Consider the following 21,166-nt stretch of genomic DNA (forward strand, 5'->3'; position numbering starts at 1 on the left):
ATGCCCCAAGAACCCCGAGGAGCACGCAGCAGCATGCCCAGCAACCCCAACCCCGCACCGTGGTGGCGCAGCGCCGTCATCTACCAGGTCTACGTCCGCAGCTTCGCCGACGGGAACGGTGACGGAGTCGGTGACATCGCCGGCATCCGCTCCCGGCTGCCCTACCTGAAGTCGCTCGGGATCGACGCCATCTGGATCAACCCGTGGTACAAGTCACCGATGGCCGACCACGGTTACGACGTGGCGGACTACCGCGCGATCGACCCGCTCTTCGGGACCCTGGCCGACGCCGAGGCGCTGATCGAGGAGGCACACCGGCACGGCATCCGCGTCATCCCCGACATCGTGCCCAACCACACCTCCGACCAGCACGCCTGGTTCCGGGCGGCGCTGGCCGCGGGGCCCGGCAGCCCGGAGCGGGCGCGCTACCACTTCCGCGACGGCCGCGGACCCGACGGGTCCGAGCCGCCCAACAACTGGCGGTCCGTCTTCGGCGGCCCGGCCTGGACCCGGCTTCCCGACGGCCAGTGGTACCTGCACCTCTTCGCGCCCGAGCAGCCGGACCTCAACTGGCAACACCCGGACGTCCAGGCCGAGTTCGAGGACGTCCTGCGGTTCTGGTTCCGCCGCGGCGTCGACGGCTTCCGCATCGACGTGGCGCACGGCCTGGTCAAGGATCCAAAGCTGCCCGACCTGCCGGCCCACGGCGCGACGGACGCGCCGGCGCCCGGGGAGGACACGGACCACCCGTACTGGAACCGCGACGAGGTGCACGCGATCTACCAGGCCTGGCGCCGGGTCGCCGACGAGTTCCCCGGCGACCGGTCGTTCGTCGCCGAGGCGTGGGCCGACACCCCCGAGCGGCTCGCCGCCTACGTGCGGCCGGACGCGCTGCACACCGCCTTCAACTTCGACTTCCTGATGACCAGTTGGGAAGCCGCGGACCTGCGCGAGGTCATCGACCGCTCGCTGGGCACGCTCGGCTCCGTGGGCGCCCCCGCCACCTGGGTGCTCTCCAACCACGACGTGGTGCGCCACCCCAGCCGCTTCGGCCGCACGGTGGCGAAGAAGTGGGTTGCCAACACGCCCTACCGGCCCGAAGGCCCCCTCGACCTCGAACTCGGCGTCCGGCGGGCCCGCGCGGCCGCCCTGCTGATGCTCTCCCTCCCGGGCGGCGCCTACGTCTACCAGGGCGAGGAGCTGGGGCTCGCGGAGGTCGAGGACCTCCCCGAGGACGTCCTGCAGGACCCGATCTGGGAACGCTCCGGCCACACCGACCCCGGACGCGACGGCTGCCGCGTCCCGATCCCGTGGTCCGGGCAGAGCACCCCGTACGGCTTCAGCCCCGAGGACGCCACCGGACGGCCCTGGCTGCCGCAGCCCGCGCACTGGAAGGACCTCAGCGTCGCGGCCCAGACCGGCGACCCGGCCTCCATGCTGGAGCTCTACCGGCGCGCCCTGCACCTGCGCCGGGACCACCCCGCCCTCGGCGAGGGCGACCTGACCTGGTTCGACGCGCCGGCCGGCGTGCTCGCCTACCACCGCGAACCGGGCTTCGCCTGCATCGTCAACCTCTCCTCCGAGCCGTACGAACTGCCCGCGCACGAGGCGGTACTGCTGGCAAGCGGCGTGGTCGAGGACGGCCGGCTGGCCCCGGACCAGGCGGTGTGGCTGGCGATGTAGCGGTACGGCATGACGGGCGATGCGGCGGCCCGGGGCCACTCCACGCTCCTCCGCCGGCACCGCCCAACCGGCCGGCTGACTGCCCTCCCTCTCGTCCTTCAGACGGACGCGCGGTTCGCCCGCTCGGCGGAGTGGGTGGTTCCAGGGCAGGAAGTGGGCGGTGGGGGTGCCGGGCCAGCATCGACTCCATGAGAGTTGACGCAATCACCCGCATTGCCGAGGTCCGCCGCACACTGCTCCGGCCGGCCCGGCCGGCGCCCGCCGGGATCCGCGTCCGGGTCGCGGTGTGGCTGACGGTGGCCTGCTCGCTGGTGTACGTGGGGCAGAAGGTGTACATGGCGGCGCGCGGGGAGGTCGGTATGCCCGGCCACCCCGCGCCCGCCCCTGTGCAGGCGCAGTTCGCACACCCGGGATGGGCGCAAGCGGGCAACGCTTCGCTCGGTCTCCTCGCGGCGTTGGTGGCTTGGGCGACCACCGCGCGCTGGGCAGCGCGCATCCCTCGCTGGGCGCTGCTCTGCGCGCTCGCACCCACCGTGGTGCTGCAGTCGCTGGGCGCGGCGATCACCATCCAGCGCGCGGACCTCGACCTGGCACACCTTGGCTGGGGCCCCGTCGACGAGGTCGTCATGGGCAGCGTCGGGATCGCGGCGTGGATCGTGGTGGCGGTGTCGTACGTCCTGCGCAGCCGTCCGCACGCCGGCGTGGTGGCCGGGGCGCACCCGTGACCGCGGGCGGTGCCCGGACCGAACGCCGTGACCCGACGGCGGCCGCCGCCCACATCGCCTTCTGGTGCGCCTGCGCCTACGGTGCGATGAAGCTCGAATGGGCGCTGGGCGGGGAGCTGCTGATGCGCCAGACCCCGCTGCCGAGGGGCGTCCGGGACGATTTGTTGAACGCCGCTCCGGGAGCGGTTGCCGGAAGCTGGGCGTCCGTCGCGCTGGCGCTGGTCGGCATGGCGGCGGCGCTGCATCTGTCCGGTCGCTTCGGACCGCACGGGAGGTTCCGTCGCGGATTGCTGCTCGCCGGCTCCTGGGCGGGGTGCGCGTTCATGGTGGTGCGTGCGCTCGGCCTGCTGGGCTACGGATTCGCCGGTGACCTGCGGGTGCTGGCCGGTTGGGCTTCCGTTCCGCCCGATGACGCCGGCCTCGCGCACCTCCAGGCGCAGTGGGACCTGTTGCTGTGGTCGCCGTACTGGCTGCTCTTCGGCACGTGTTGGGGCATCGCGGCCCGGCGCTACCGGAGGCTGGGCGGTGGTGGGAGGGCTCAGGCGCGGTAGGCGGCGATCGCGGTCCGGACGAACGAGCTGATCAGTGGGTTCGTGTCACCTGCGTGCCATGCCACCACCACGCGGCTCGGTGGCATGTCGATCAGCGGCACCACGGTGAGCCCCGTTGCCGGCTCGTGGTCCAGGAGGGTCATGCCGACCGTGCCGTTCCAGAGAACGGCTTGCCGGCATTCCTGGACCGCGCGCACCACCGGACCCTCACGAGATTCCCCGCCGTTCCAGTAGGACTGCCAGAGGGGGTCGGTGCCCTCCGGGAACCGGAACCAGCGGCGGTCGGCCAGGTCGGCCAGCTTCAGGCCGTCGCGGCGGGCCAGCGGATCGTCGGCACGCAGCAGGGCGCCCACCGGGTCGGCACGCAACTCGTGCACGCACAGGCCGGTCTCGTCGAACGGCCCGCGGGTCAGGGCGACATCGACCGCTCCGGCGTGCAACCCGCAGGTGGGGTCGGTCAGGTCCGTGTCGCGGATGCGTACCTCGACGTGCGGGTGCCGCCGGTGGTACGCGCGGGCCAGCCGGGTCGCGCCCGGGTCGCTGCTGTCGCCCAGGATGCCGACGGTGAGGGTGGCGGTGCCGGCCGCCGCGGCCACCCGGACGCGTACCCGGTCGGCCTGGTCGAGCAGGGCGCGCGCCTCGTCGAGCAGCACCGCCCCCACCGGGGTGAGCCTGACACCGGCGGACGATCGGTCGAACAGCGCCGCGCCGGCTTCGGTCTCCAGCTGCTTGATCGCCCGGCTGAGGGGCGGCTGACTCATGTGCAGCCGGGCGGCGGCCCGGCCGAAGTGGAGTTCCTCGGCGACCGCCACGAAATAGCGCAGCGTGCGTAGCTCCATGGCGCGACGATACCCGTACGGTATCGACCGCACGGAACCGGTCTTGGACAGGTGCGGTGCCCTGGCGGTGGGATCGCAGCATGACTGAGGAACCGAAGGCCTTCGAGCCGATCGCCGCCCCCGCCGTGTCCGTGGTCGGCCCGGACGACGGGGAGACGATCCTCCTGGGCACCACGCGCATGCGCGTCCTCGAGGACGGCAGCAACACCGGACACCGTCTCGGGATGGCCGAGTCCGTCCTCGCGCCGCACACCCCCGGACCGCCGCAGCACCGCCACGCCCAGCACGACGAGGGCTTCTACGTCATCTCCGGCACGGTGCGGTTCACGGTCGGGGACACGGACCATGACGCGACCGCGGGCACGCTCGTGATGGTCCCGCACGGCGCCCCGCACACGTTCGCCAATGTGACCGACCAACCGGCCGTCATGCTCAGCACGTTCACGCCGGACCTGTACGTGCAGTACTTCCGGGACCTGCAAGACCTGATCGCCGACGGCCGGCCATTGACTCCCCAGGCGAACATCCGGGCAATGAGCCGCTATGCCACCGAGCCCGCAACTGACGTGTCCTGACGGCCGGGAGGACGACACCGCCCGGCCGGCCGTGCCGGATCCGCAACCGCCGGCCGACCGCGCCCCGTGCGCCGCCTCGGCAACCTGAGGAGTGGGGAAAGCGTCCCCGGTGGGGGAACCACCGGGGACGCGGGCTTCCGACCGGTGACGACGGTGGCGGGCCGGGAGGAGCGACAAGGACGATGCGGCAATTCACGGTGCACCACGACGGTGTCACGATCCCGGTGTCCCGTGGCGGCCGGGGACGCCCGCTGGTCCTGTGCCCCGGGCTGAGCTCGACACAGGCCGATCTGCACGAACTGATCGCGCTGCTGCGGCGCGACCACGACGTGGTGACCTTCGACCTCAGGGGCCATGGCCTCGCCTCGGCGGCCGACCGGTACTCCTTCGGGGCCTTCCTCGGCGATCTCGCCGCCGTGATGGCGGACTGCGCACGTCTCGACCTGCCCGAAGCGCCCGTCCTCGTGGGCTACTCCCTGGGCGCGGACCTGGCCCTCCACTACGCCTCCGAGCGCCCGGACACCGTCGCCGGGCTTGTGCTCATCGACGGGGCGAACCCGGTGCCGGAACCGTTCATCACCGAGACCGACCTGCCGCTGTTCCGCGCCATGTGGGAGGACCAGGCGGCACGGCAAGAGACCGAGCGGGCCAACGGCACCACGCGGCAGGTGGTGCTCACCGGACGGGACATCCTCGACCTCAATGTCGAGCTCGATGTGCTGCGGACCCACCTCCTCGACCGGTACCGAAAGGTCGTCTGCCCCATCAGCATGATCATGTCGACCTCGATGGCCGGTGACAGCGGCGAAGGGCGTGCGCCGCACTACAACCAGCTCTGGCGCGCCGGCATCGACCGGCTCGTCCGCGAGCGGCCGCACATCGCCACGTCCTGGCTCGATGCCGATCACGGGCTGGTCTTCACCCATGCCCCGGAAATCGCCCGGATCATACGGAGTGCACCAGGCCCAACGGCCAGTCCGACGACGTGAACCGCCGCGCCACGTCATCGGGCGACAGCGGTCACGTCGTCGGACGGAAAGGGCCGGTCGGTCACCTCTGGTGCACGATGTCACCACCGACGACGACCGTCTCCGCGATCGTGCCGGGGATGTCCTGAGGAGCGGCCCGCAGGATGTCCCGGGAGAGGACGACGAAGTCGGCGAGCTTGCCCACGGTCAGTGAACCGCGTTCCTTGCGGCGCACGCTGCTGACCCGCCGGCTGATCGCCGAGCGCAAACTCGACCTGTTCCTGGAGCTGTATCTGCCGCGCGGTCCGCGCGACGCCCGCTGGACGTTGTGGATCGAGCTCTGGGCCCGTACGCCGTCGAACGAGTCGCTGCACCAGGCCCAGGGGGAGTTGGACCAGGCCTGGCAGGACGACCTGGAGACGCTGCTGTCCAAGGGCGTGGAACGCGGCCGGTTCGCACCGCTGGACGTGGCGGCGCACGCCTCCGAACTCCTGGCGCTGCTCGACGGGTTGAGCACCCGGGTCGTCCTCGGCCAGCGCGGCACCGACCACCGCCGGGCGCTGGCCTCGGCCCGCTCCGCCGCGGAACGTCTCATCCCCCGGACCGCCCTCTCCTAGTCCGGAGCGCCCCCTCCGGGCCGCCGTCGCACCAGCTCACCGGCGGCCCCAACCTCGTCCATCCGACCGGGAGTTCAGGCGCGCCCTCCTGCCGGTTCACCGCGCGCGGCCACGAACCCTTGTGCTTGTTTCTGTTCTATACAACACTCTCAACACACAGAAACGCGCACTCCTGAACATGTTCGAGTCTTGGGCGACGACCGGTCGAGTCGAGGAGAGCAGAGATGACGCAGTTCAGCCGACGGAGATTCCTGAGCTCGGCCATGGTGGGGGCCGCGTCCGTGGGTATCGCCCTGGGCGGTTGCCGTACGCCCCTGGCACAGGCCGCAAGCCCGCGGGGACTGACCCTCCGCGGGAAGGAATTCCTGCTGGACGGCAAGCCGTTCCGGATCCTCTCGGGTGCCTTCCACTACTTCAGGACGCACCCCAAGGACTGGCGCGACCGGTTGCTCCGGATACGGGCCATGGGCCTGAACACGGTCGAGACCTATGTCGCCTGGAACTTCCACCAACCGTACGAGAGGAAGGCCGACTTCACCGGATGGCGCGACGTCGCCGCCTTCGTGCGCACCGCGGACGCGGTGGGGCTGAAGGTGATCGTGCGACCGGGGCCGTACATCTGCGCGGAATGGGACTTCGGCGGCCTGCCCGCCTGGCTCCTCAAGAAGAAGGACGCGCCGCTGCGCCGCTCCGACCCCGCCTACGAGCGAGCGGTCGACGCCTGGTTCGCGGAACTGCTTCCCCGGTTCGTCGACCTGCAGGCCACCCGCGGCGGGCCCATCATCGCCATGCAGGTCGAGAACGAGTACGGCAGTTACGGCGACGACCACGCATACCTGGAACACCTGCGGGACACCATGCGGGCGCAGGGCATCGACAGCCTGCTGTTCTGCTCCAACGGGGCGACCCAGGAGGCGCTGAAGGCAGGCAGCCTTCCGGATCTCCTCTCCACCGTGAATTTCGACGGTGATCCCACCGGCCCGTTCGCGGAACTGCGCAAGTTCCAGCCGGACAAGCCACTGTTCTGCACGGAGTTCTGGGACGGCTGGTTCGACCACTGGGGCGAGCGGCACCACACCTCCGACCCCGCGCAGACGGCCGCCAATGTGGAGAAGATGCTCGCAGCGGGAGCATCGATCAATTTCTACATGGCGGTGGGCGGAACGAACTTCGGCTGGTACGCGGGTGCCAATCAGAGCGGCACCGCCTATGAACCCACCGTCACCAGCTACGACTACGACGCACCGATCAGCGAATCCGGCGAACTCACGGAGAAGTTCCACGCGGTGCGCGACGTACTCGCCAAATACACCACCGTGCCCCACACTCCCCTGCCGGCCACGCCGCGCCGGATGCCGGCCCAGCGGGTCGCCGTCCGCGAGTCGGTGCCGCTGATGGACGCCCTCGACGCGCTGAGCAGCGCCCCGGTCCGGCGTACCGCTCCCGTCCATATGGAGGCGCTCGGGCAGCCGCACGGACTCATCCACTACCGCACACGGGTGCGCGGGCCGCAGGGGACCAAGGGCCTGCGGATCACGGGGCTGGGCGACCGTGCGCTGGTGTTCGGCGACGGCAAGCGGATCGGCACCTTCGACCGCAACCAGCCGCTCCACACCGTCGACTTCACCGTGGCCGACGCGTCCAGCACCCTCGACCTCCTGGTGGACCCCACCGGGCGGGTCAACTTCGGCCAGGGCCTCAACGATCCCAAGGGAATCAGCGGCCAGGTACTCCTCGGCGACGAGGAACTGCACGACTGGGAAATCCGCCGCCTCCCCCTGGACAACCTCTCGGCTCTGACATTCCGCAACCACGACACCCCGACCGGCCCCGCCTTCCACCGGGCCCAGGTCCATGTCGACACCCCCGCGGACGGCTTCCTCGCCTTCCCGGGATGGGACAAGGGCATGGTCTGGCTCAACGGGTTCGCGCTCGGCCGCTACTGGTCCCTCGGGCCACAGGTCACCCTGTACGCGCCCAGCCATCTGTGGCGGAAGGGCCGCAACGAGCTCGTGGTGCTGGAAATGGAACGGCGGGGCGACCGGATCGACGTACGGTCCGAGCCCGACATCGGTGAGGAAGCATGAGGAACCGCCGGCCGTGCAGCGGTGGGCGATTGTTAGGGTCGCGCATATGAACCCGGCGCAATCGCTCACCCTCCCCGAGTGGACCGTCCGCAACGCCGTCCGCCTCGCGACGGAGCCGAATGCCCCGCTCGGCGACCTGGAGCCGCTGCGCCGCCTCGTCGGCGACGCGCGCGTGGTCGCCCTGGGCGAAAACTCCCACCAGATACGGGAGTTCGGGCTGCTGCGCGACCGGATGGTGCGTTTTCTCGTCGCGGAATGCGGATTCACCGTGTACGCCGCGGAGTTCGGTGCCGCCTCCGGCCGTGCCGTCGATGCCTGGATTCGGGGCGGCGAAGGCGACCTCGACGCACTGCTGACGCCCCGGGCCGATGGGTATCCCGGGCAGTCCGCCGAGGGCCGCGACACCCTCCGATGGCTGCGCGCCCACAACGCCGGCGCCCCGCATCCGGTGCGGTTCGCCGGGCTCGACGTCCCTGCGGCCGGCGGCTCACTGGCTCCCGCACTGGAGCCGGTCGCCAGGTATCTGGCCGAGGTCGACCCCGGCGCGGTGCGCTATGCCCGCACCGCCCTGGACCTGGCGGAGCCGCTGGCAGGCGGCTCCGGCCTGGTCCCTGCCCACGCCCGCCTCAGCCTCGCCCCCACGGTCCAGGACCGGCTCTCCGGCACGCTCGGCCGACTCCTCAACCGGGTCACCGTCATGCGCGAGATCTACGTCGAGCAGAGCGGCCGCCAGGCATACGAGGAGGCCCTCACGGATGTCTGGGCGGCCTGGCGCACCGACCAGATGCAGCGCGCGATGTCCGAACTGCTCGGTGGCACACCGGACGCCGCCGACCTCGCCGCCCGCGACCGCTACCTGGCCGACAGCCTGCTGGGACTCCTCGACCGGTCCGCACCCGGCACCCGCATCGTGATCGCCGCGCACAACGCCCACATCCAGCGCACCGCCAACCCCCCAGGCAGCCCGCTCGCCCGCACACCCATGGGCCATGCCCTCGCCCAGACACTCGGGACGGACTACGTGTCCGTGGCGCTCACCAACGGCGGCGGCCGCACCGTGGCGAACGTACCCGACCCGGCGCACCCCGCCGGGATGCGCCAGTCCGCAACCAACGCGCCCCGAGCGACACCCGACAGCGTGGAGGCGCTGTTCGCAGGCGTGCCGGAAGCGCCGGCTCTGGTGGACACCCGCGCGCTGCGCGCGCACGCCCGGCAGCACGGCCTCCCCGAACCGGCACGCATCCGCATGGACGACGGCTTTCTGCCCGTGCCGGCCCTGGACGCGTACGACGCGGTGATCAGCGTGCCGTGCACCACGCTCACTGCCGACCTTGCCGACCTCGCGTAACTGCAGGTAAGTGATCAGTTTCACTGCGTATGGGACGCTGCGCGCGGTCCAACCCCATCTCCCAACTGCCATGATCCCTACCGATGCGGAATTCGGTTGGCTCCGCACGGACCCAAATGACGGCAAGGACAGGGGTGTTGGTGTGAGATCGGCGTGGTCGCGGTGGGTTACACGGAGGCGGTCGGGCACCGGCACAGACACCGGCTCCGCGCCGATCGAGCCAGGGGCGGTGGCCCGCCGCTCGTCGGCAGCGAGGCGCGTCGGGGCGGTCGGCGCGGCCGCCGTGCTGTTGGGCCAACTCGTCAGCGGACTCCCCGCTGCGGCGCAGCCCCTGGCCTTACCCGGATCGGCGTTCCCCCTCGTCCTCGATGTGGATCTGACGCCCGATCCGGTGTGCACGGGACCTGTGCGCGGCCGGGTGGAGGTCTATGACCCCGCCGCGGCGAAGGCCGGGGCCACCGTGGAGTGGCGGGTACGCGCCGGGGAGAAGCAACTGGCCGGCGGCCGCCTCGACATGACCGCCCATGTCGGCACGGCGGAGTTCAGCATCCCCTTCGACCGGGTGCCCTCGACCGAGACCGCCCTCCAGGTCGACGCCCGTATCGCCCCCTCGTCCGACGGCCAGGCGCCCGGCCGCTACGGGAAGGTCTGGCGGGACACGCTGCGCCGCGGGTGCCACCCGGTGCGGGTGGCGTCCGTCGGTGATTCGGTGGTCTGGGGCCAGGGTCTGGACCACGACCAGAAGTTCTCCCATCTGACCGGGCAGTCGCTCGGCCGGGCGACCGGCCGGGGCTTCCAGCTCAAGGACTACTCGATCTCCGGCGCGGTGCTCGACGCTCCCGATCTGCCCGCGGGCAACCATGACGCGGACTGCCTGCGCACGACGGAGAAGCAGGACCCGGACGGCGACGGGGAGATGGAGTTCGGCGAGGTCACCCAGCAAACGCCGGATGTGTTCTGCCAGTTGGAAAGAGCGGGCGCGCAGGCACGGTCGGGCGGCTACGGACTCGATCTGGTCGTGATCAACGGGTGCATCAACGACCTCGATCCCTTCTTCGGTATCGGCGTCGGCATCACTCCCGGCTCGGAAGACCTGCCCAAAGCGGTGAAGCGCGAGTGCTCCGGCATCGGCGCGGCAGCGGAGAACCCGGCCAAGGACGTGCCCTACTTCAGCGGCGCGAAGGTCGGCTACGGCGGACGCGGGATGCGGGCGGCGATCGAGAAGGCCCACTCCCTGCCGGGCCGGCCGAAGGTGATCGTGGCCGACTTCTACTACGCGCTGAGCCGCAGCAGCTCTCCGATCCCGGTGAAGACCTGTTCGGTCCCCGGCGTGGCCGGGGCGCGGCTGGCCTCCTGCAAGGCCGCCCTCGGCAACGTGGCCGAACGCTACGAGCAGTACACGCAACTCGCCAACGCCGCCTACCGCCAGGCAGCGGCCGCCGCCAACAAGGCGTCCCACGACGGCCCGTACGCCGTGGCGGCCGACGGGCTGTTCACCGTGGACAATGCCCTGCTCACCCCGGACTCCAAGGTCTGGAACACTCCGGTGACCGACCCGGCGTTCCCCCTGCGCACACGGGCCTGCCCCGAGCTGAGCGCGACTCCGGTGCAGTGCCTGAGCGCGGCCGTCGGCCACCCCGACATCGAGGGCGCCCGCCAGTACGCCGATGCCTTCCTCCTCAACCCACATGTGCGCGAGTGGTTCCACCTCCCCCGGCAGGGCCCCCAGGCTCAGCTGAACGTCCCGGAGCACGCCCCCGTCGGCAGCGAGGTGCGCATGTCGGTGACGGTGAACGGAGCGCCGCCCGCCGCCGGCTACCGCTACCACTGGTACTTCGGCGACGGCACCCAACAGGAAACCGGCGAGCCGGCCCTCACCCATGCCTACGACCGCAAGGGGCCCTGGCTGCCCCGCCTGGTGATGACCGGCCCGGGCGGCGGGAAGGTCCTGGTCGAGGCCGCCCGGGGCCTCACCGCTGACTGAGTCGCCCGCAGGTCATGGAGGTGGTACCAGTACCACCTCCAGGACGGATACTGGCGGGATCGAGCGACCGCGTGCCCGGCGGAAGGATCTGTACCGGCAGAGAAGGAACACGTCCGGGAGGGTTCGATGGCGGGGTTGTCGGTTTCGGGGAGGGTGCCGCGTACGCGGTGGTGGGGCGCGTCCGCGTTGGCGGGCGTGGCCGCAGTGGTCGTGGCCGCGACGCTGCTGCCGGCGGGCGGGGCACAGGCCAACGGGGCGGGATTGCGGGTGCCCGCCCGGTACGCGCAGCAGCGGCTGGACTGGCAGCCCTGCGGGGGCGGTTCGTCGCTGGAGTGCGCGAGGATGACGGTGCCGCGCGATTGGCACCGGCCGGATGCCGGGGTGGACCTCACCGTGGCGGTCTCCCGGCACCGGGCGAGCAGCCCCGCCGAGCGGCGCGGGGTGCTGATGATGGCGGCGGGCGGGCCGGGTGCCTCGGGGCTGAACCGGCCGGAGGGCTTCGTCAAGGACGAGCCCGCGGTGGGCGCCGCGTACGACGTGGTCAGTTTCGACCAGCGCGGCGTCGGCCGCAGCACGCACCCGGTGTGCCAGACGGACGAGGAGTTCCAGGAGTTCTTCGCGCACGACTTCCGGGACCGCTCCCCCGCCGCCGTCCAAGGCGTGCTGGCGCGGTCGCGCAAACTGGCGCGGGACTGCCAGGCACGCAGCGGCGGACTGCTGCCGTACCTGACCACCGAACAGACGGCCCGGGACATGGACCTGTTCCGCTCACTGCTCGGGGCGAAGAAGATCTCCTACTACGGGCCCTCCTACGCCACGATGCTCGGCGCGTACTACGCGACGCTGTACCCGCGGCGCGTCGAGCGGACCGTACTGGACAGCAACGTCGGCTGGTCGGGTTCCTGGGAGGATTTCGAGACGGGACAGCCGAAGAGTTTCCAGCGCCGCTTCGAGCAGGACTTCCTGCCCTGGCTGGCGAAATACGACGCCGTCTACCACTACGGGCGGACGGTCGCGCAGACCAAGGCCAGGTGGGAGGCGCGCCGGCGGGCGCTGGCGGAGCACCCGGTGACCGTCGGCTCGGTCGTCATCGGCCCGAACCAACTGGACAACGGCACGATCCAAGCCGTGTACAACGCGAAGGAGGGCTTCCCCGCGCTGGCGTCGGCGCTCGTCGCGCTCGACCACGGGGACGGGGCGGGGGCTCCGGAGCGGCAGCTCGTGGAAAAGGTCTTCGGCTCGTATCTCAGCCCGGCCTTCCTGGCCGAGTTCTTCTCGGTCACCTGCAACGACACCGCCTGGAACCGCGATGTCGGGCACTGGGTCCGGCAGAGCGCGAAGGACGCGGCGGCCCAACCGCTCGTCGGGGCCCGCGAGTTGGCCTTCTCCTCGGTGTGCGCGTACTGGCCCGCGGCCACCGCGCCGAAGGTGAAGGTCACCGGGTCCGGACTGCCGACGACCCTGATGCTCAACTCGGTGCACGACCCGGCCACGTACTACGAGGCCGCACTCCGGGACCACCGGGCCCTGCGCGGCTCCCGCCTGGTCACCGTCACCGGCGGCGGCGACCACGGGCAGTACCGCAACGGCAACGCGTGCGTGGACGGCATCGTCAGCACATACCTGCTGACCGGCGCGGCACCGAAGCACGACACCACGTGTGCGGCCGGCCCGCTCCCCGTCCCCGCCGGACCGGGCGCGAAGTAGCGCGGCACGCGCCGGGCCCGACCCTCGCCACCGCCGCCGAGCAGATGCGACTGGAGCGCAGCGCGGCCTGGTGTCGCTGGCGCTGCTACGAAACGCAACACGGCATCATCCGGGCGGACCTCACCCTCGTACCGGCCGACGTGGGACGCCGGCAGACACCCTTCTCGGGAGCCGGGGTCCTTCGGCCGATGTGGAACATCGGGAATCGAACCCCCGCCGGCGAGCCGGCACTCAACATCGCCGGCCTGTGGGTGGAGTTCGCGCCTCACCTGGAGCCCGGCGGACGGGCCACGGTGCGCCTGGCCCCCCTCACCCCGCCCCAGTGGCAGCACCTGCAGCCCGGCCAAGTGATCACCATGCACGAAGACCGGACCGTCGCCGGAACGGCGGTCGTGCTGAGCGTCCCACGCCCCTGAGCGGCGACGCAGCCGGCACGGTCTGCGTTTACCATGTTCCGGTCAAATGATCAGAGCGGGGGAACGGGGGAGTGCATGGCTTTCTTTGCCTTTCGGCAGCCGATGCACCGTCACAGCCGTTCGGTGCTCGTCTCGAAGCCACCACTGCAAAGGGACTCATGCGTTTCCATCGAATACTCGCCGCGGCCGGCACCGTAGTTGCCCTGGCATCGGTTTCCGCTTGCAGCAGCCTGCCCTCCGGCGGGTCACCCCAGGAGACCGCGGAACTCCTCAGAACGGCACTCCACTGCGAGAAGGTCGACATCGCCACGCCGCCGGAGGTGGCGCGGGTCGAGGCCATGGGCATGAAGGGCATCAACGGCGGCGGCGAGTGCGACGACCCGGCGGTCGGCGGCGGTGATGCCGACTTCCTCACCATCGAGGACATGGAGGCGTTCCAGACCGCCGTCAAGGCGGACAAGAGCGAGCAGGACGACCTGATGATCGGGGACGACTTCGCCGTCGACCCGGGCAGTGACGACCAACGACGGAAGCTGCTCGATGCCGGGCTGCTGTTCCTCAACTGCAAGCCGGGCTTCCACGCACCCGAGGGCAAGACCGCCGACGACGGTGAAGTGGACGGCTGCGCCACCACCGACTACTCGGAAGATCTGGACTGACGCGACCGGATCGGCTGACGGATCCACGCGGCTTCGGGCTGCGTGGATCCGTCGTGTGCGCCTGTAATGGCCCGGTGGAATGCTTTGTTCCGGGGGGAAGCCTTCCAGCTGCCTTCCAGCGGCCGCGCCCCGCCCCTTTCCCTACCGGCCCCTCACTTCCTCACCGCGAGTCCTCGGCCGCGTCGGCGTCGGCCGCGTCCGCTGCCTTCTCGGCCTCCTGGACCTTCTTCGCCATCTCCTGTTCCTCGGTGGACGAACCGGAGGACGTGTCTGAGGTCGGGGCGGCGGTCGGTGTGGGCGACGTCGAGGACGCACCGCTCTCCACGGAGCCTCCCGAGGGTGCCTGCCGGCCGGAGTCCTGCGAACAACCGGTGACCGCCAGGAGGGGCACCGCGAGTGCCGCGGTCAGCAGCAGTGTGGCGCGCCGGGCACGTTGCTTCATGAGCCGGTGCCCTGGTTACCACCGTTCTTCTTGGCGCACCACGCCGCGACGGCCTTCAGGTCGGTGCGCTCGCGGGTGAGGGTGGGCTTGAGCTCCTTGCGGTGGGTGAGCCGGTCCTGGAGGAACGTGGCGACCGCGTCGCGGTGCTTGGCCCGGGCGTTCTTCACCCGCTGTTCCATGCGCGCGATCGAACCACGGGTGTGGGCGTCGCCGTTGAGCCGGTCGAGCGCCTTGTCGATGCGCTTCTCCAACTTGGGCACGCGGTGGCAGATGCCCTTGCCGTGACCGTTGCCCTGCCCCTTGCCGTGGTGCGGGGCGGTCGCCGAGGCCTCGGAGGACGACGGGCTGCCGGAGTCCGCGGCGTTCGCCGACGCTGCCCTGGTCAGCAGACAACCGGTGAGCGCGAGGGTGGACAGGGCTCCCGCCACAACGATCTTGGGACGCTGCATGGTGGTGCTCCCTTCAGGAAGGAATGGGTTTCTTGGAATGACTGGAGTGTCTGGGGGTGTCCGGGAATGGATGAGCGCGGCCGCCGTACGGGGCTCACACGAGGCGGGCGGGGCCGTGCTGCAGAACATAGGAGCGTTTTTTGTGGGGACCTTGTGAGCCGCCGGCCGGCCAGGACGGGGGCGGTGCGGCACAAGGAATCCACAAGGAACGTCCTTATGCTCCGGGCCGGTTGAGCGTCAGTGACGGTCACGCACATCGAGCCTCGAACCCGGGAGAGACTGTGGACTCTGATGGTTTCCTCGTGACGGACGAGCCCTCCCCTGCGGGCTCCACCGTCCTCGCCGCCCCTGGACCCCGTGAGATCCGGCTGCCCCTGAGCGGCTGGCTGCTGCGCGTCGGCCGGGGCTCCGAGGAGCGTCCGGCGCTGGAGGTGCACAGCGGCGCCGGACTGATCGATGTGTCCGTCGTGAGTACGCTCTGCGTCTCCCCGCTCCGAGGTGGCCGGTACGGCGGCCGGGCGGGAGCGCACTGGACGCTGGCGTGGGGGCAGCTGCCACCCGGCGCCGATGTCGTCCAGGCTTGTTTCGGGGGATGGCGGCGCGACCGGTGTGTCCAGGCGCTCACGGTGGCCGACGCCTTCTGGGTCGCGGAGGTCGGCGGCCGGTTCCGCTCGGTGAGGTGCGCCGCGGGGGCGGTCCGGGCAACCACGCGGGTGGTCAAGGAGTCCCGGCCGCGTACGGGATGACGGGCTCAGGCCCGGGTCGGCAGCTCGTGCGGGCCCTCCCCCGGGACCTCGCTCAGCCAGGTGCGGTGCAGCGGCAGTTCCAGGGTGCGGGTGTCGGCCGCCGGGTCGCCGGGGCGGGGCAGGTGGACCTCGAAGCGGACGCCGGTCCCCGCCGGCCGGTCCAGGATGCGTACGGTGCCGCGGTGCAGGGCGACCTGCTGGGCCACGAGGGTCAATCCCAACCCCGACCCCGGGCTGCCGGCGCGTCGATGGAACCGTTGGAAGACCTGGTGGCGCTCCTCGGGTGCGATGCCCGGGCCGTCGTCGTCCACGGTGAGCACGGCCATCGGATCCGCCGGCCGACCGCCCGGCCGTAGTGCCACCTCGATCCGCGCCGGCAGGCCCGCCCGGCTCCCGTGCACCACCGCGTTGCGGAGCAGGTTGTCGACGGCCATCCGCAGCCCCGGCTCCCAGGCGCTCAAGTGCAGCCCGGGGGTGAGCCGGAGGGTCAGCCGGACGCCGGGGTGGTGGCGTGCCACGTGCCGTTCCACATCCGCCACCGCCGCAGCCACCAGCTCGGAGAGGTCCACGACACCGAAGGCGTCGGCCTCCACCAAGTCGCCCTGGGCCAGCGCCCTCAGCGCGATCAGCGTGGCCATCAGCCGCTGCTGTCCGGAGCGCAGGTCGTCGAGGACGTCGGCGCGGTCGGCCGGATCGAGGTCGGGGTGGTCGGTGAGGACGTCCAGATTGGTCTGCATGCCCATCAGCGGCGTGCGCAGTTCATGGGACGCGGTCGCGGAGAAGGCCCGTGCGGTCGCCAGGGCCTCCTGGGTACGCGCCGCCTGCTCGTCGTACCGGGACAGCACGGTCTGCAGGGTGCGGGCCAGGTCGTCCACCTCGGTGATCCGCGACGGGGCGTGGTCCAGGCGCGCCGCGCTGGTGCCGGGGTCGAGGCCGCCGGCCCGCCGTTGCAGGCGGCGCAGCGGCCGGGTGGCACGTTCGGCGATGGCCCAGGAGAGCAGCCCGGCCAGTGGGGCGGCGATCAGCGCCACCACCAGGATGCGGTGCTGTACGGCGGTGATCTCGGCGCTCCCGGCCGCTCCGCGGGAGAACACCCACAGCGTGCCGCGCGGGCCCTTTCGGGCGTTCGCGCCGCCCACCTCCACCGACAGCGCCCGCCAGGCGTGGCCGCGGGCCCGTACGGTCACCGGGTCGGGTGCGGCGACCGGCAACGGCGCGGTGGCGGCCGGCTGAGGACCTGCCGCGGCCACCACCCGGTACTCCTGCCGGCCATCGCCCGTGGTCGCGTTCCGACCGGGCACGACCGCGGTGCCGCCGTCGTTCCCGGCCACCGCCGATCCGCCTCCGGCGGTGAGGAGACGCACGCCGACGTCGAGGCCCGCGTCGAGCAGCTGCCGCTCCCGGTTCGCGGCCTTCCGCGGCTGTCCGCTGTCCTCGGTCCGCAGCAGTCCCCTGGCCATCGGCAGCAGCACCGCGGCCCGTTCCCGCAGATGGGCGTCCTGCTCGGCGTGCACGTCGCGGGTGACCAGGCGCAGCAGCAGCGCCCCCGAGCCGAGCACGAGCAGGGGCATGGCGAGGCCCATGACGAGGGCGATACGGGTGGTGAGCCTCATCGCGCGGTGTCCGTTCCGGATGCCCGCAGGACGAAGCCGACGCCGCGGACCGTGTGCACCAGGCGCGGCCGGCCCCCGGCTTCCGTCTTGCGCCGGAGATAGCTCACGAACGTGTCGACGGCGTCGGTGCGCACCTCGAAGTCGTAGCCCCACACCCGGTCCAGGAGCTGGTCGCGGGTGAGGACGACGCCCGCGTTGCGGGCGAGGACCTCCAGCAGCTCGAACTCCCGCCGGGTGAGCCCGACCGCCACGCCCCCGTACGTCACCTCGCGCGCGGCCGTGTCGAGGACCAGGTCACCGACCTGCACGAGGTCCCGGTCACCGGCCGGGCGGCGGCGAAGCAGGGCCTGCAGCCGCAGGACCAGTTCCTTCAGGGCGAAGGGTTTGACCAGGTAGTCATCGGCCCCGGCCTGGAGGCCCGCGACCCGGTCCGCCAGCTCGTCCAGTGCGGACAGCATCAGCACCGGCACCTCGTCACCGTTGGCCCGCAGCGTGCTGCACACCTCGATGCCGCTGATCCCCGGCAGCGACACGTCGAGGACGATCACGTCCGGCGGTGTCTCCGCCAGTTCCGCGAGAGCCGTCGGACCGTCCTCGGCGAGCGTGACGGCGAAGCCGTTCAGCCGCAGGCCGCGCCCGAGGGACCGCAGGATCATCGCGTCGTCGTCGACGACCAGGACTCGGTCGAGGCGCTTGGCCGCGCACATGGAGGGCTCCACTCTCGTCTCATCGGGCGCCTCGGCTCATCCGCTCGCCCCGCAGTTGCCGCAGCACCATCGGCCGTCCGGCCCCTGGACCACCGCGCCACCGCATCGTGTGCAGTTCACTGTCCATGCCGTCCCGGTTTCCCGACCCACCCGCCGGCGGCATCCGTGCACGGTAGCCGCATCGGGAAAGTAGGAGGCAATCTTGTGGGTTTCCTGTGGAGGGAAACCCTCACGCTCTCGCGGCGTGGTCAGCAGACGTCGAGGCTCCCCCGCGGCGTCGTCAGCAGGCGCCGCCTTCCGAGGAGCGGCGGCCCCAGGCCGAGACCATCGGGGAGGTGGCGAGGTCGAGGCGGCCCGCCGCGATGTGGGCGAGGTGCCGGTCGATCTCCTCGTCGGTGGCGAGGCCCGCGGCGGTGAGCTTGTCACGTACCTGGTGGACGGTGGCGGTCTCAAGGACGTCACACGCGGGTGAGGCGATCGGGAAGTAGGCGTCGGCCGCGACGTCGACGAGGCCGGCCTCGCGCAGCAGTCGCGGCAGTTTGCGGCCGTAGGCGAGGTCGGCACCGCGCTGCTGCAGCAGGTGACGGAAGCCGCGGCGCAGCCGGTTGGCGAGCTCCTGTTCGGGGCCGTACTCGTCGGGGCAGATCAGCGGCTGCAGCGCGGGGTCGGCGTCCTCCAGCAGCAGCCACCCGCCGGGGCGCAGCGCCCGGACCATGGAGCGCAGCGCCGCCGCACGGTCGGGGACGTGGACGAGGACCAGACGAGCGTGGATCAGGTCGAAGGGGCCGGCCGGGGGTTCGTCGCGGGCGACGTCGTGGCGGAGCACCTCGACGCCCTCGGCGGCGGTCCCGGTCCAGGAGACGTCGATGTCGGTGGCCAGTACGCGGCCGCGGGGACCGACCCGGTCGGCGAGCCACGCGGCGACGGTCGGCCCACCGGCACCGACCTCCCAGCACCGCCACCCCTCGTCGATCCCGACCGTCTCGAAGTGCCGGAACGTCGAGGCGTCGAAGAGGGCCGACAGCGCGTCGAAGCGGGTACCCGCCTCGACCTGCCGGTTGTCCAGAAGGTAGCCCTTGCCCTCAGGTACCTCGCCCTGAGATCCCTCGTCCCGAGATCCCTTGTCCTGGCCCATGTGCCGATCATGACACAGAGGAGCTGGTGGGTGGTTGCGTGAGGGCGCGCCAGCGTGCCCGCGCCTTGCCTCGCCACACCTCGCATCGCGACAACTACGGCTGCCCGAGCGGGAGTTGGGACAGAACCTAGGTCCTCAGCCGGCTCGCCCTGGACTCCAGGTAGCGTTGCTCGGCGATGCTGGCGGTGGCCTTCGCGGCGCGCCGGTAGTGCTCGTACGCCGCGGCCGGGTCACCGGTCTTCTCCAGCAGGTGCGCGCGTACGGACAGCAGGCGGTGATGCCCGGCCATCCGCTCGTCGCCGTCCAAGGTGGCCAGCAGGGCCAGACCGGCCGGCGGGCCCTCGGTCTCGGCGAGTGCGATGGCCCGGTTGAGGGTGACCATGGGGTTGGGCGCGATGCGTTCCAGGATCAGGTAAAGGGCGTGTACCTGCGGCCAGTTGGTCTCCTCGGCCGTGGCCGCGTCCGCGTGCGTGGCGGCGATGGCGGCCTGCAGCTGGTAGAGGCCGAGGGCCGGGGCGGCCAGCGCGGCCTTGATCAGTTCGGTGCCCTCGTCGATCAGGGCGCGGTCCCACGTCGTACGGTCCTGCTCGTCCAGCGGCACCAGATCGCCGGCCGCCGTCGTACGTGCCTCCCGGCGGGCGTGGGTCAGCAGCATCAGCGCGAGCAGCCCGGTCACCTCGCCGTCCTCGGGCAGTTGCGTGTGCACCGTCCTGGTCAGCCGGATCGCCTCGTGCGCGAGGTCGGCGCGGTGCAGTTCGCTGCCCGACGAGGCGGTGTAGCCCTCGTTGAAGATCAGGTAGAGGACGTGCAGGACGACCCGTAGCCGCTCCTCGCGCTCCGCGCCGTCCGGCAGGCTGAACGAGCTGCCGGCCGCCTTGATGCGCTGCTTGGCCCGGCTGATCCTGGCCGCCATCGTGGCCTCCGGCACCAGGAAGGCGCGGGCGATCTCGGCCGTGGTCAGGCCGCCGACCGCCCGGAGCGTCAGGGCGGTCTGGGAGGCCGCGGTCAGCGTCGGATGGCAGCAGAGGAACAGCAGGACGAGCGTGTCGTCGGTGTCCGGAACGTCCTCGGGCACCAGCTCGGTGGCCACCGCGGACTCCCGCTCGCGGCGCGCGTGGTCGCTGCGCATCTGGTCGATGAGCCGCCGGGACGCGACGGTCATCAGCCAGCCGCGCGGGTTGTCCGGCACCCCCTCGGCCGGCCACTGCACGGTGGCGGCGAGGACGGCCTCCTGTACGGCGTCCTCACACCCTTCGAACTGGCCGTACCGGCGTACCAATGCGCCGAGGACCTGCGGCGTGAGCTCACGCAGCAGGTCCTCCATGGCTCGTGCGGTCATGCCTCCAATTGTCCGTCAGCGAACATCACCTGCCGCACCTCGACCCCCAGGCCCTCGATCGCGGTGTCCGGGATCTGCGCCGCCAGCTCGATCGCCCGCTCCTTGTGCTCGCAGTCGATCAGGTAGAAGCCGCCCAGGTACTCCTTGGCCTCCAGGAAAGGACCGTCGGTCACCACCGGCTGACCGTTGCGCACGCGCACCACCGCGGCCTGGGACGGGTCGACCAGCGCCTGCGTGGTGATCAGCTCGCCGGACTTCTTCAGCGACTCGATGAACGTGGCGTGGCCGTCGCCGATGGCCGCCTTCTCCTCGTCGGTCAGCGCGTCCAGCACGGCCGGGTTGATGTGCAGGCTGATCAGGAACTTCATGTCGTACTCCTGGTGCTTCTCGTGGTTCGCGGGCCCTGGCCGGGCCCTTCGACCGGTGGTCGGAGCCGCCGCCGTCGCCTTGACATCCCCGGCACCTCCCCCGCCAGAAATTTCGCATGGGTTTTTCGCCGCCGCATCCGTCCGCCGCGACGTCAAGAAGCTCCCGGCGGCTCCGACCGACCGGCGACACGTCGAGAGATGACGTGGC

General features: G+C 71.5%; 21 protein-coding genes and 1 pseudogene. 13 read left to right on the forward strand and 9 right to left on the reverse strand.

Annotated elements, in window-relative coordinates; all coding sequences use genetic code 11:
- The first annotated feature begins 33 nt into the window (after window positions 1–33).
- The 3 genes from V2J85_RS01850 to V2J85_RS01860 all read left to right on the forward strand — a co-directional run bounded on the left by V2J85_RS01850 (window position 34) and on the right by V2J85_RS01860 (window position 2,959).
- Window positions 34–1,683 (forward strand): glycoside hydrolase family 13 protein, encoded by a 1,650-nt coding sequence (locus tag V2J85_RS01850; protein ID WP_330820422.1) that lies wholly within the window; start codon window positions 34–36, stop codon window positions 1,681–1,683.
- Window positions 1,684–1,871: 188 nt separating this feature from the next.
- On the forward strand, window positions 1,872–2,408 hold the full coding sequence (locus tag V2J85_RS01855; protein ID WP_261953449.1) for a hypothetical protein: 537 nt from the start codon (window positions 1,872–1,874) through the stop codon (window positions 2,406–2,408).
- On the forward strand, window positions 2,405–2,959 hold the full coding sequence (locus V2J85_RS01860) for a DUF3995 domain-containing protein (protein ID WP_330820424.1): 555 nt from the start codon (window positions 2,405–2,407) through the stop codon (window positions 2,957–2,959). Before V2J85_RS01855 ends, V2J85_RS01860 begins: the two co-directional genes overlap by 4 nt.
- On the opposite strand, the gene V2J85_RS01865 is transcribed toward V2J85_RS01860, so the two are convergent.
- A complete protein-coding gene (locus tag V2J85_RS01865; RefSeq protein ID WP_261953447.1) occupies window positions 2,947–3,798 on the reverse strand; it encodes a LysR family transcriptional regulator in 852 nt (283 codons plus the stop codon). The two genes, V2J85_RS01860 and V2J85_RS01865, sit on opposite strands and share 13 nt — an antisense overlap.
- Before the next feature lie 80 nt (window positions 3,799–3,878).
- On the opposite strand from V2J85_RS01865, the gene V2J85_RS01870 reads away from it, so the two are divergent.
- Both V2J85_RS01870 and V2J85_RS01875 read left to right on the forward strand, forming a co-directional pair.
- Window positions 3,879–4,373, forward strand: a complete 495-nt coding sequence (locus tag V2J85_RS01870; protein WP_330820426.1) for a cupin domain-containing protein — start codon at window positions 3,879–3,881, stop codon at window positions 4,371–4,373.
- Window positions 4,374–4,555: 182 nt separating this feature from the next.
- Window positions 4,556–5,362 (forward strand): alpha/beta hydrolase, encoded by an 807-nt coding sequence (locus V2J85_RS01875; protein ID WP_330820427.1) that lies wholly within the window; start codon window positions 4,556–4,558, stop codon window positions 5,360–5,362.
- Window positions 5,363–5,423: 61 nt separating this feature from the next.
- On the opposite strand, the gene V2J85_RS01880 is transcribed toward V2J85_RS01875, so the two are convergent.
- A complete protein-coding gene (locus tag V2J85_RS01880) occupies window positions 5,424–5,576 on the reverse strand; it encodes an amidohydrolase family protein (RefSeq protein WP_261953444.1) in 153 nt (50 codons plus the stop codon).
- Here V2J85_RS01880 and V2J85_RS01885 point away from each other — a divergent pair.
- The 7 genes and pseudogenes from V2J85_RS01885 (at window position 5,566) to V2J85_RS01915 (ending at window position 14,159) form a co-directional block, all read left to right on the forward strand.
- Window positions 5,566–5,958: a TetR family transcriptional regulator C-terminal domain-containing protein gene (locus V2J85_RS01885; protein WP_330820430.1), complete on the forward strand. Its 393-nt coding sequence runs from the start codon at window positions 5,566–5,568 to the stop codon at window positions 5,956–5,958. The genes V2J85_RS01880 and V2J85_RS01885 overlap by 11 nt on opposite strands.
- Before the next feature lie 224 nt (window positions 5,959–6,182).
- Window positions 6,183–8,045, forward strand: a complete 1,863-nt coding sequence (locus tag V2J85_RS01890) for a glycoside hydrolase family 35 protein (protein WP_330820431.1) — start codon at window positions 6,183–6,185, stop codon at window positions 8,043–8,045.
- A 46-nt stretch (window positions 8,046–8,091) separates the two neighbouring features.
- Window positions 8,092–9,393 (forward strand): erythromycin esterase family protein, encoded by a 1,302-nt coding sequence (locus tag V2J85_RS01895; RefSeq protein WP_330820433.1) that lies wholly within the window; start codon window positions 8,092–8,094, stop codon window positions 9,391–9,393.
- Window positions 9,394–9,622: 229 nt separating this feature from the next.
- Complete coding sequence (locus tag V2J85_RS01900; RefSeq protein WP_330820434.1) at window positions 9,623–11,377, forward strand: PKD domain-containing protein; 1,755 nt, start codon at window positions 9,623–9,625, stop codon at window positions 11,375–11,377.
- A gap of 195 nt (window positions 11,378–11,572) precedes the next feature.
- Window positions 11,573–13,084, forward strand: a complete 1,512-nt coding sequence (locus V2J85_RS01905) for an alpha/beta hydrolase (protein ID WP_330820435.1) — start codon at window positions 11,573–11,575, stop codon at window positions 13,082–13,084.
- A 23-nt stretch (window positions 13,085–13,107) separates the two neighbouring features.
- Window positions 13,108–13,500, forward strand: a pseudogene (locus tag V2J85_RS01910) (hypothetical protein); the annotation flags it as partial.
- A gap of 158 nt (window positions 13,501–13,658) precedes the next feature.
- Window positions 13,659–14,159, forward strand: coding sequence for a hypothetical protein (locus V2J85_RS01915; protein ID WP_330820437.1), 501 nt, complete (start codon window positions 13,659–13,661; stop codon window positions 14,157–14,159).
- Window positions 14,160–14,319: 160 nt separating this feature from the next.
- On the opposite strand, the gene V2J85_RS01920 is transcribed toward V2J85_RS01915, so the two are convergent.
- Together V2J85_RS01920 and V2J85_RS01925 are read right to left on the reverse strand one after the other, a co-directional pair.
- Window positions 14,320–14,601 carry a hypothetical protein gene (locus V2J85_RS01920; RefSeq protein ID WP_330820438.1) on the reverse strand — a complete coding sequence of 94 codons (282 nt, stop codon included), beginning with the start codon at window positions 14,599–14,601 and terminating at the stop codon, window positions 14,320–14,322.
- A complete protein-coding gene (locus tag V2J85_RS01925) occupies window positions 14,598–15,050 on the reverse strand; it encodes a hypothetical protein (RefSeq protein WP_330820439.1) in 453 nt (150 codons plus the stop codon). Before V2J85_RS01925 ends, V2J85_RS01920 begins: the two co-directional genes overlap by 4 nt.
- 302 nt (window positions 15,051–15,352) lie before the next feature.
- On the opposite strand from V2J85_RS01925, the gene V2J85_RS01930 reads away from it, so the two are divergent.
- Window positions 15,353–15,796: a hypothetical protein gene (locus V2J85_RS01930; protein WP_261953434.1), complete on the forward strand. Its 444-nt coding sequence runs from the start codon at window positions 15,353–15,355 to the stop codon at window positions 15,794–15,796.
- A gap of 5 nt (window positions 15,797–15,801) precedes the next feature.
- On the opposite strand, the gene V2J85_RS01935 is transcribed toward V2J85_RS01930, so the two are convergent.
- The 5 genes from V2J85_RS01935 to V2J85_RS01955 form a co-directional block, all read right to left on the reverse strand.
- Window positions 15,802–17,409, reverse strand: coding sequence for a sensor histidine kinase (locus V2J85_RS01935; protein WP_330820440.1), 1,608 nt, complete (start codon window positions 17,407–17,409; stop codon window positions 15,802–15,804).
- Window positions 17,406–18,116, reverse strand: a complete 711-nt coding sequence (locus V2J85_RS01940) for a response regulator transcription factor (protein WP_261953432.1) — start codon at window positions 18,114–18,116, stop codon at window positions 17,406–17,408. The genes V2J85_RS01935 and V2J85_RS01940 overlap by 4 nt, the downstream gene beginning before the upstream one ends.
- Window positions 18,117–18,396: 280 nt before the next feature.
- Window positions 18,397–19,251 carry a methyltransferase domain-containing protein gene (locus V2J85_RS01945; RefSeq protein ID WP_330820441.1) on the reverse strand — a complete coding sequence of 285 codons (855 nt, stop codon included), beginning with the start codon at window positions 19,249–19,251 and terminating at the stop codon, window positions 18,397–18,399.
- Between the two features lie 127 nt (window positions 19,252–19,378).
- Window positions 19,379–20,590: an RNA polymerase sigma factor gene (locus V2J85_RS01950; protein ID WP_330820442.1), complete on the reverse strand. Its 1,212-nt coding sequence runs from the start codon at window positions 20,588–20,590 to the stop codon at window positions 19,379–19,381.
- Window positions 20,587–20,958 carry a YciI family protein gene (locus V2J85_RS01955; RefSeq protein WP_261953429.1) on the reverse strand — a complete coding sequence of 124 codons (372 nt, stop codon included), beginning with the start codon at window positions 20,956–20,958 and terminating at the stop codon, window positions 20,587–20,589. Before V2J85_RS01955 ends, V2J85_RS01950 begins: the two co-directional genes overlap by 4 nt.
- Window positions 20,959–21,166 lie beyond the last annotated feature (208 nt).

The organism is Streptomyces bugieae, from assembly GCF_036352915.1.
Classification (GTDB): domain Bacteria; phylum Actinomycetota; class Actinomycetes; order Streptomycetales; family Streptomycetaceae; genus Streptomyces; species Streptomyces endophytica.

Coding starts and splice junctions, on each gene's coding strand:
- V2J85_RS01950 (WP_330820442.1), bottom strand. CDS start 20,590: ATGACCGCACGAGCCATGGAGGACCTGCTGCGTGAGCTCACGCCGCAG.
- V2J85_RS01935 (WP_330820440.1), bottom strand. CDS start 17,409: ATGAGGCTCACCACCCGTATCGCCCTCGTCATGGGCCTCGCCATGCCC.
- V2J85_RS01915 (WP_330820437.1), top strand. CDS start 13,659: ATGCGTTTCCATCGAATACTCGCCGCGGCCGGCACCGTAGTTGCCCTG.
- V2J85_RS01865 (WP_261953447.1), bottom strand. CDS start 3,798: ATGGAGCTACGCACGCTGCGCTATTTCGTGGCGGTCGCCGAGGAACTC.
- V2J85_RS01855 (WP_261953449.1), top strand. CDS start 1,872: ATGAGAGTTGACGCAATCACCCGCATTGCCGAGGTCCGCCGCACACTG.
- V2J85_RS01875 (WP_330820427.1), top strand. CDS start 4,556: ATGCGGCAATTCACGGTGCACCACGACGGTGTCACGATCCCGGTGTCC.
- V2J85_RS01945 (WP_330820441.1), bottom strand. CDS start 19,251: ATGGGCCAGGACAAGGGATCTCGGGACGAGGGATCTCAGGGCGAGGTA.
- V2J85_RS01955 (WP_261953429.1), bottom strand. CDS start 20,958: ATGAAGTTCCTGATCAGCCTGCACATCAACCCGGCCGTGCTGGACGCG.
- V2J85_RS01890 (WP_330820431.1), top strand. CDS start 6,183: ATGACGCAGTTCAGCCGACGGAGATTCCTGAGCTCGGCCATGGTGGGG.
- V2J85_RS01940 (WP_261953432.1), bottom strand. CDS start 18,116: ATGTGCGCGGCCAAGCGCCTCGACCGAGTCCTGGTCGTCGACGACGAC.
- V2J85_RS01920 (WP_330820438.1), bottom strand. CDS start 14,601: ATGAAGCAACGTGCCCGGCGCGCCACACTGCTGCTGACCGCGGCACTC.
- V2J85_RS01870 (WP_330820426.1), top strand. CDS start 3,879: ATGACTGAGGAACCGAAGGCCTTCGAGCCGATCGCCGCCCCCGCCGTG.
- V2J85_RS01850 (WP_330820422.1), top strand. CDS start 34: ATGCCCAGCAACCCCAACCCCGCACCGTGGTGGCGCAGCGCCGTCATC.
- V2J85_RS01895 (WP_330820433.1), top strand. CDS start 8,092: ATGAACCCGGCGCAATCGCTCACCCTCCCCGAGTGGACCGTCCGCAAC.
- V2J85_RS01925 (WP_330820439.1), bottom strand. CDS start 15,050: ATGCAGCGTCCCAAGATCGTTGTGGCGGGAGCCCTGTCCACCCTCGCG.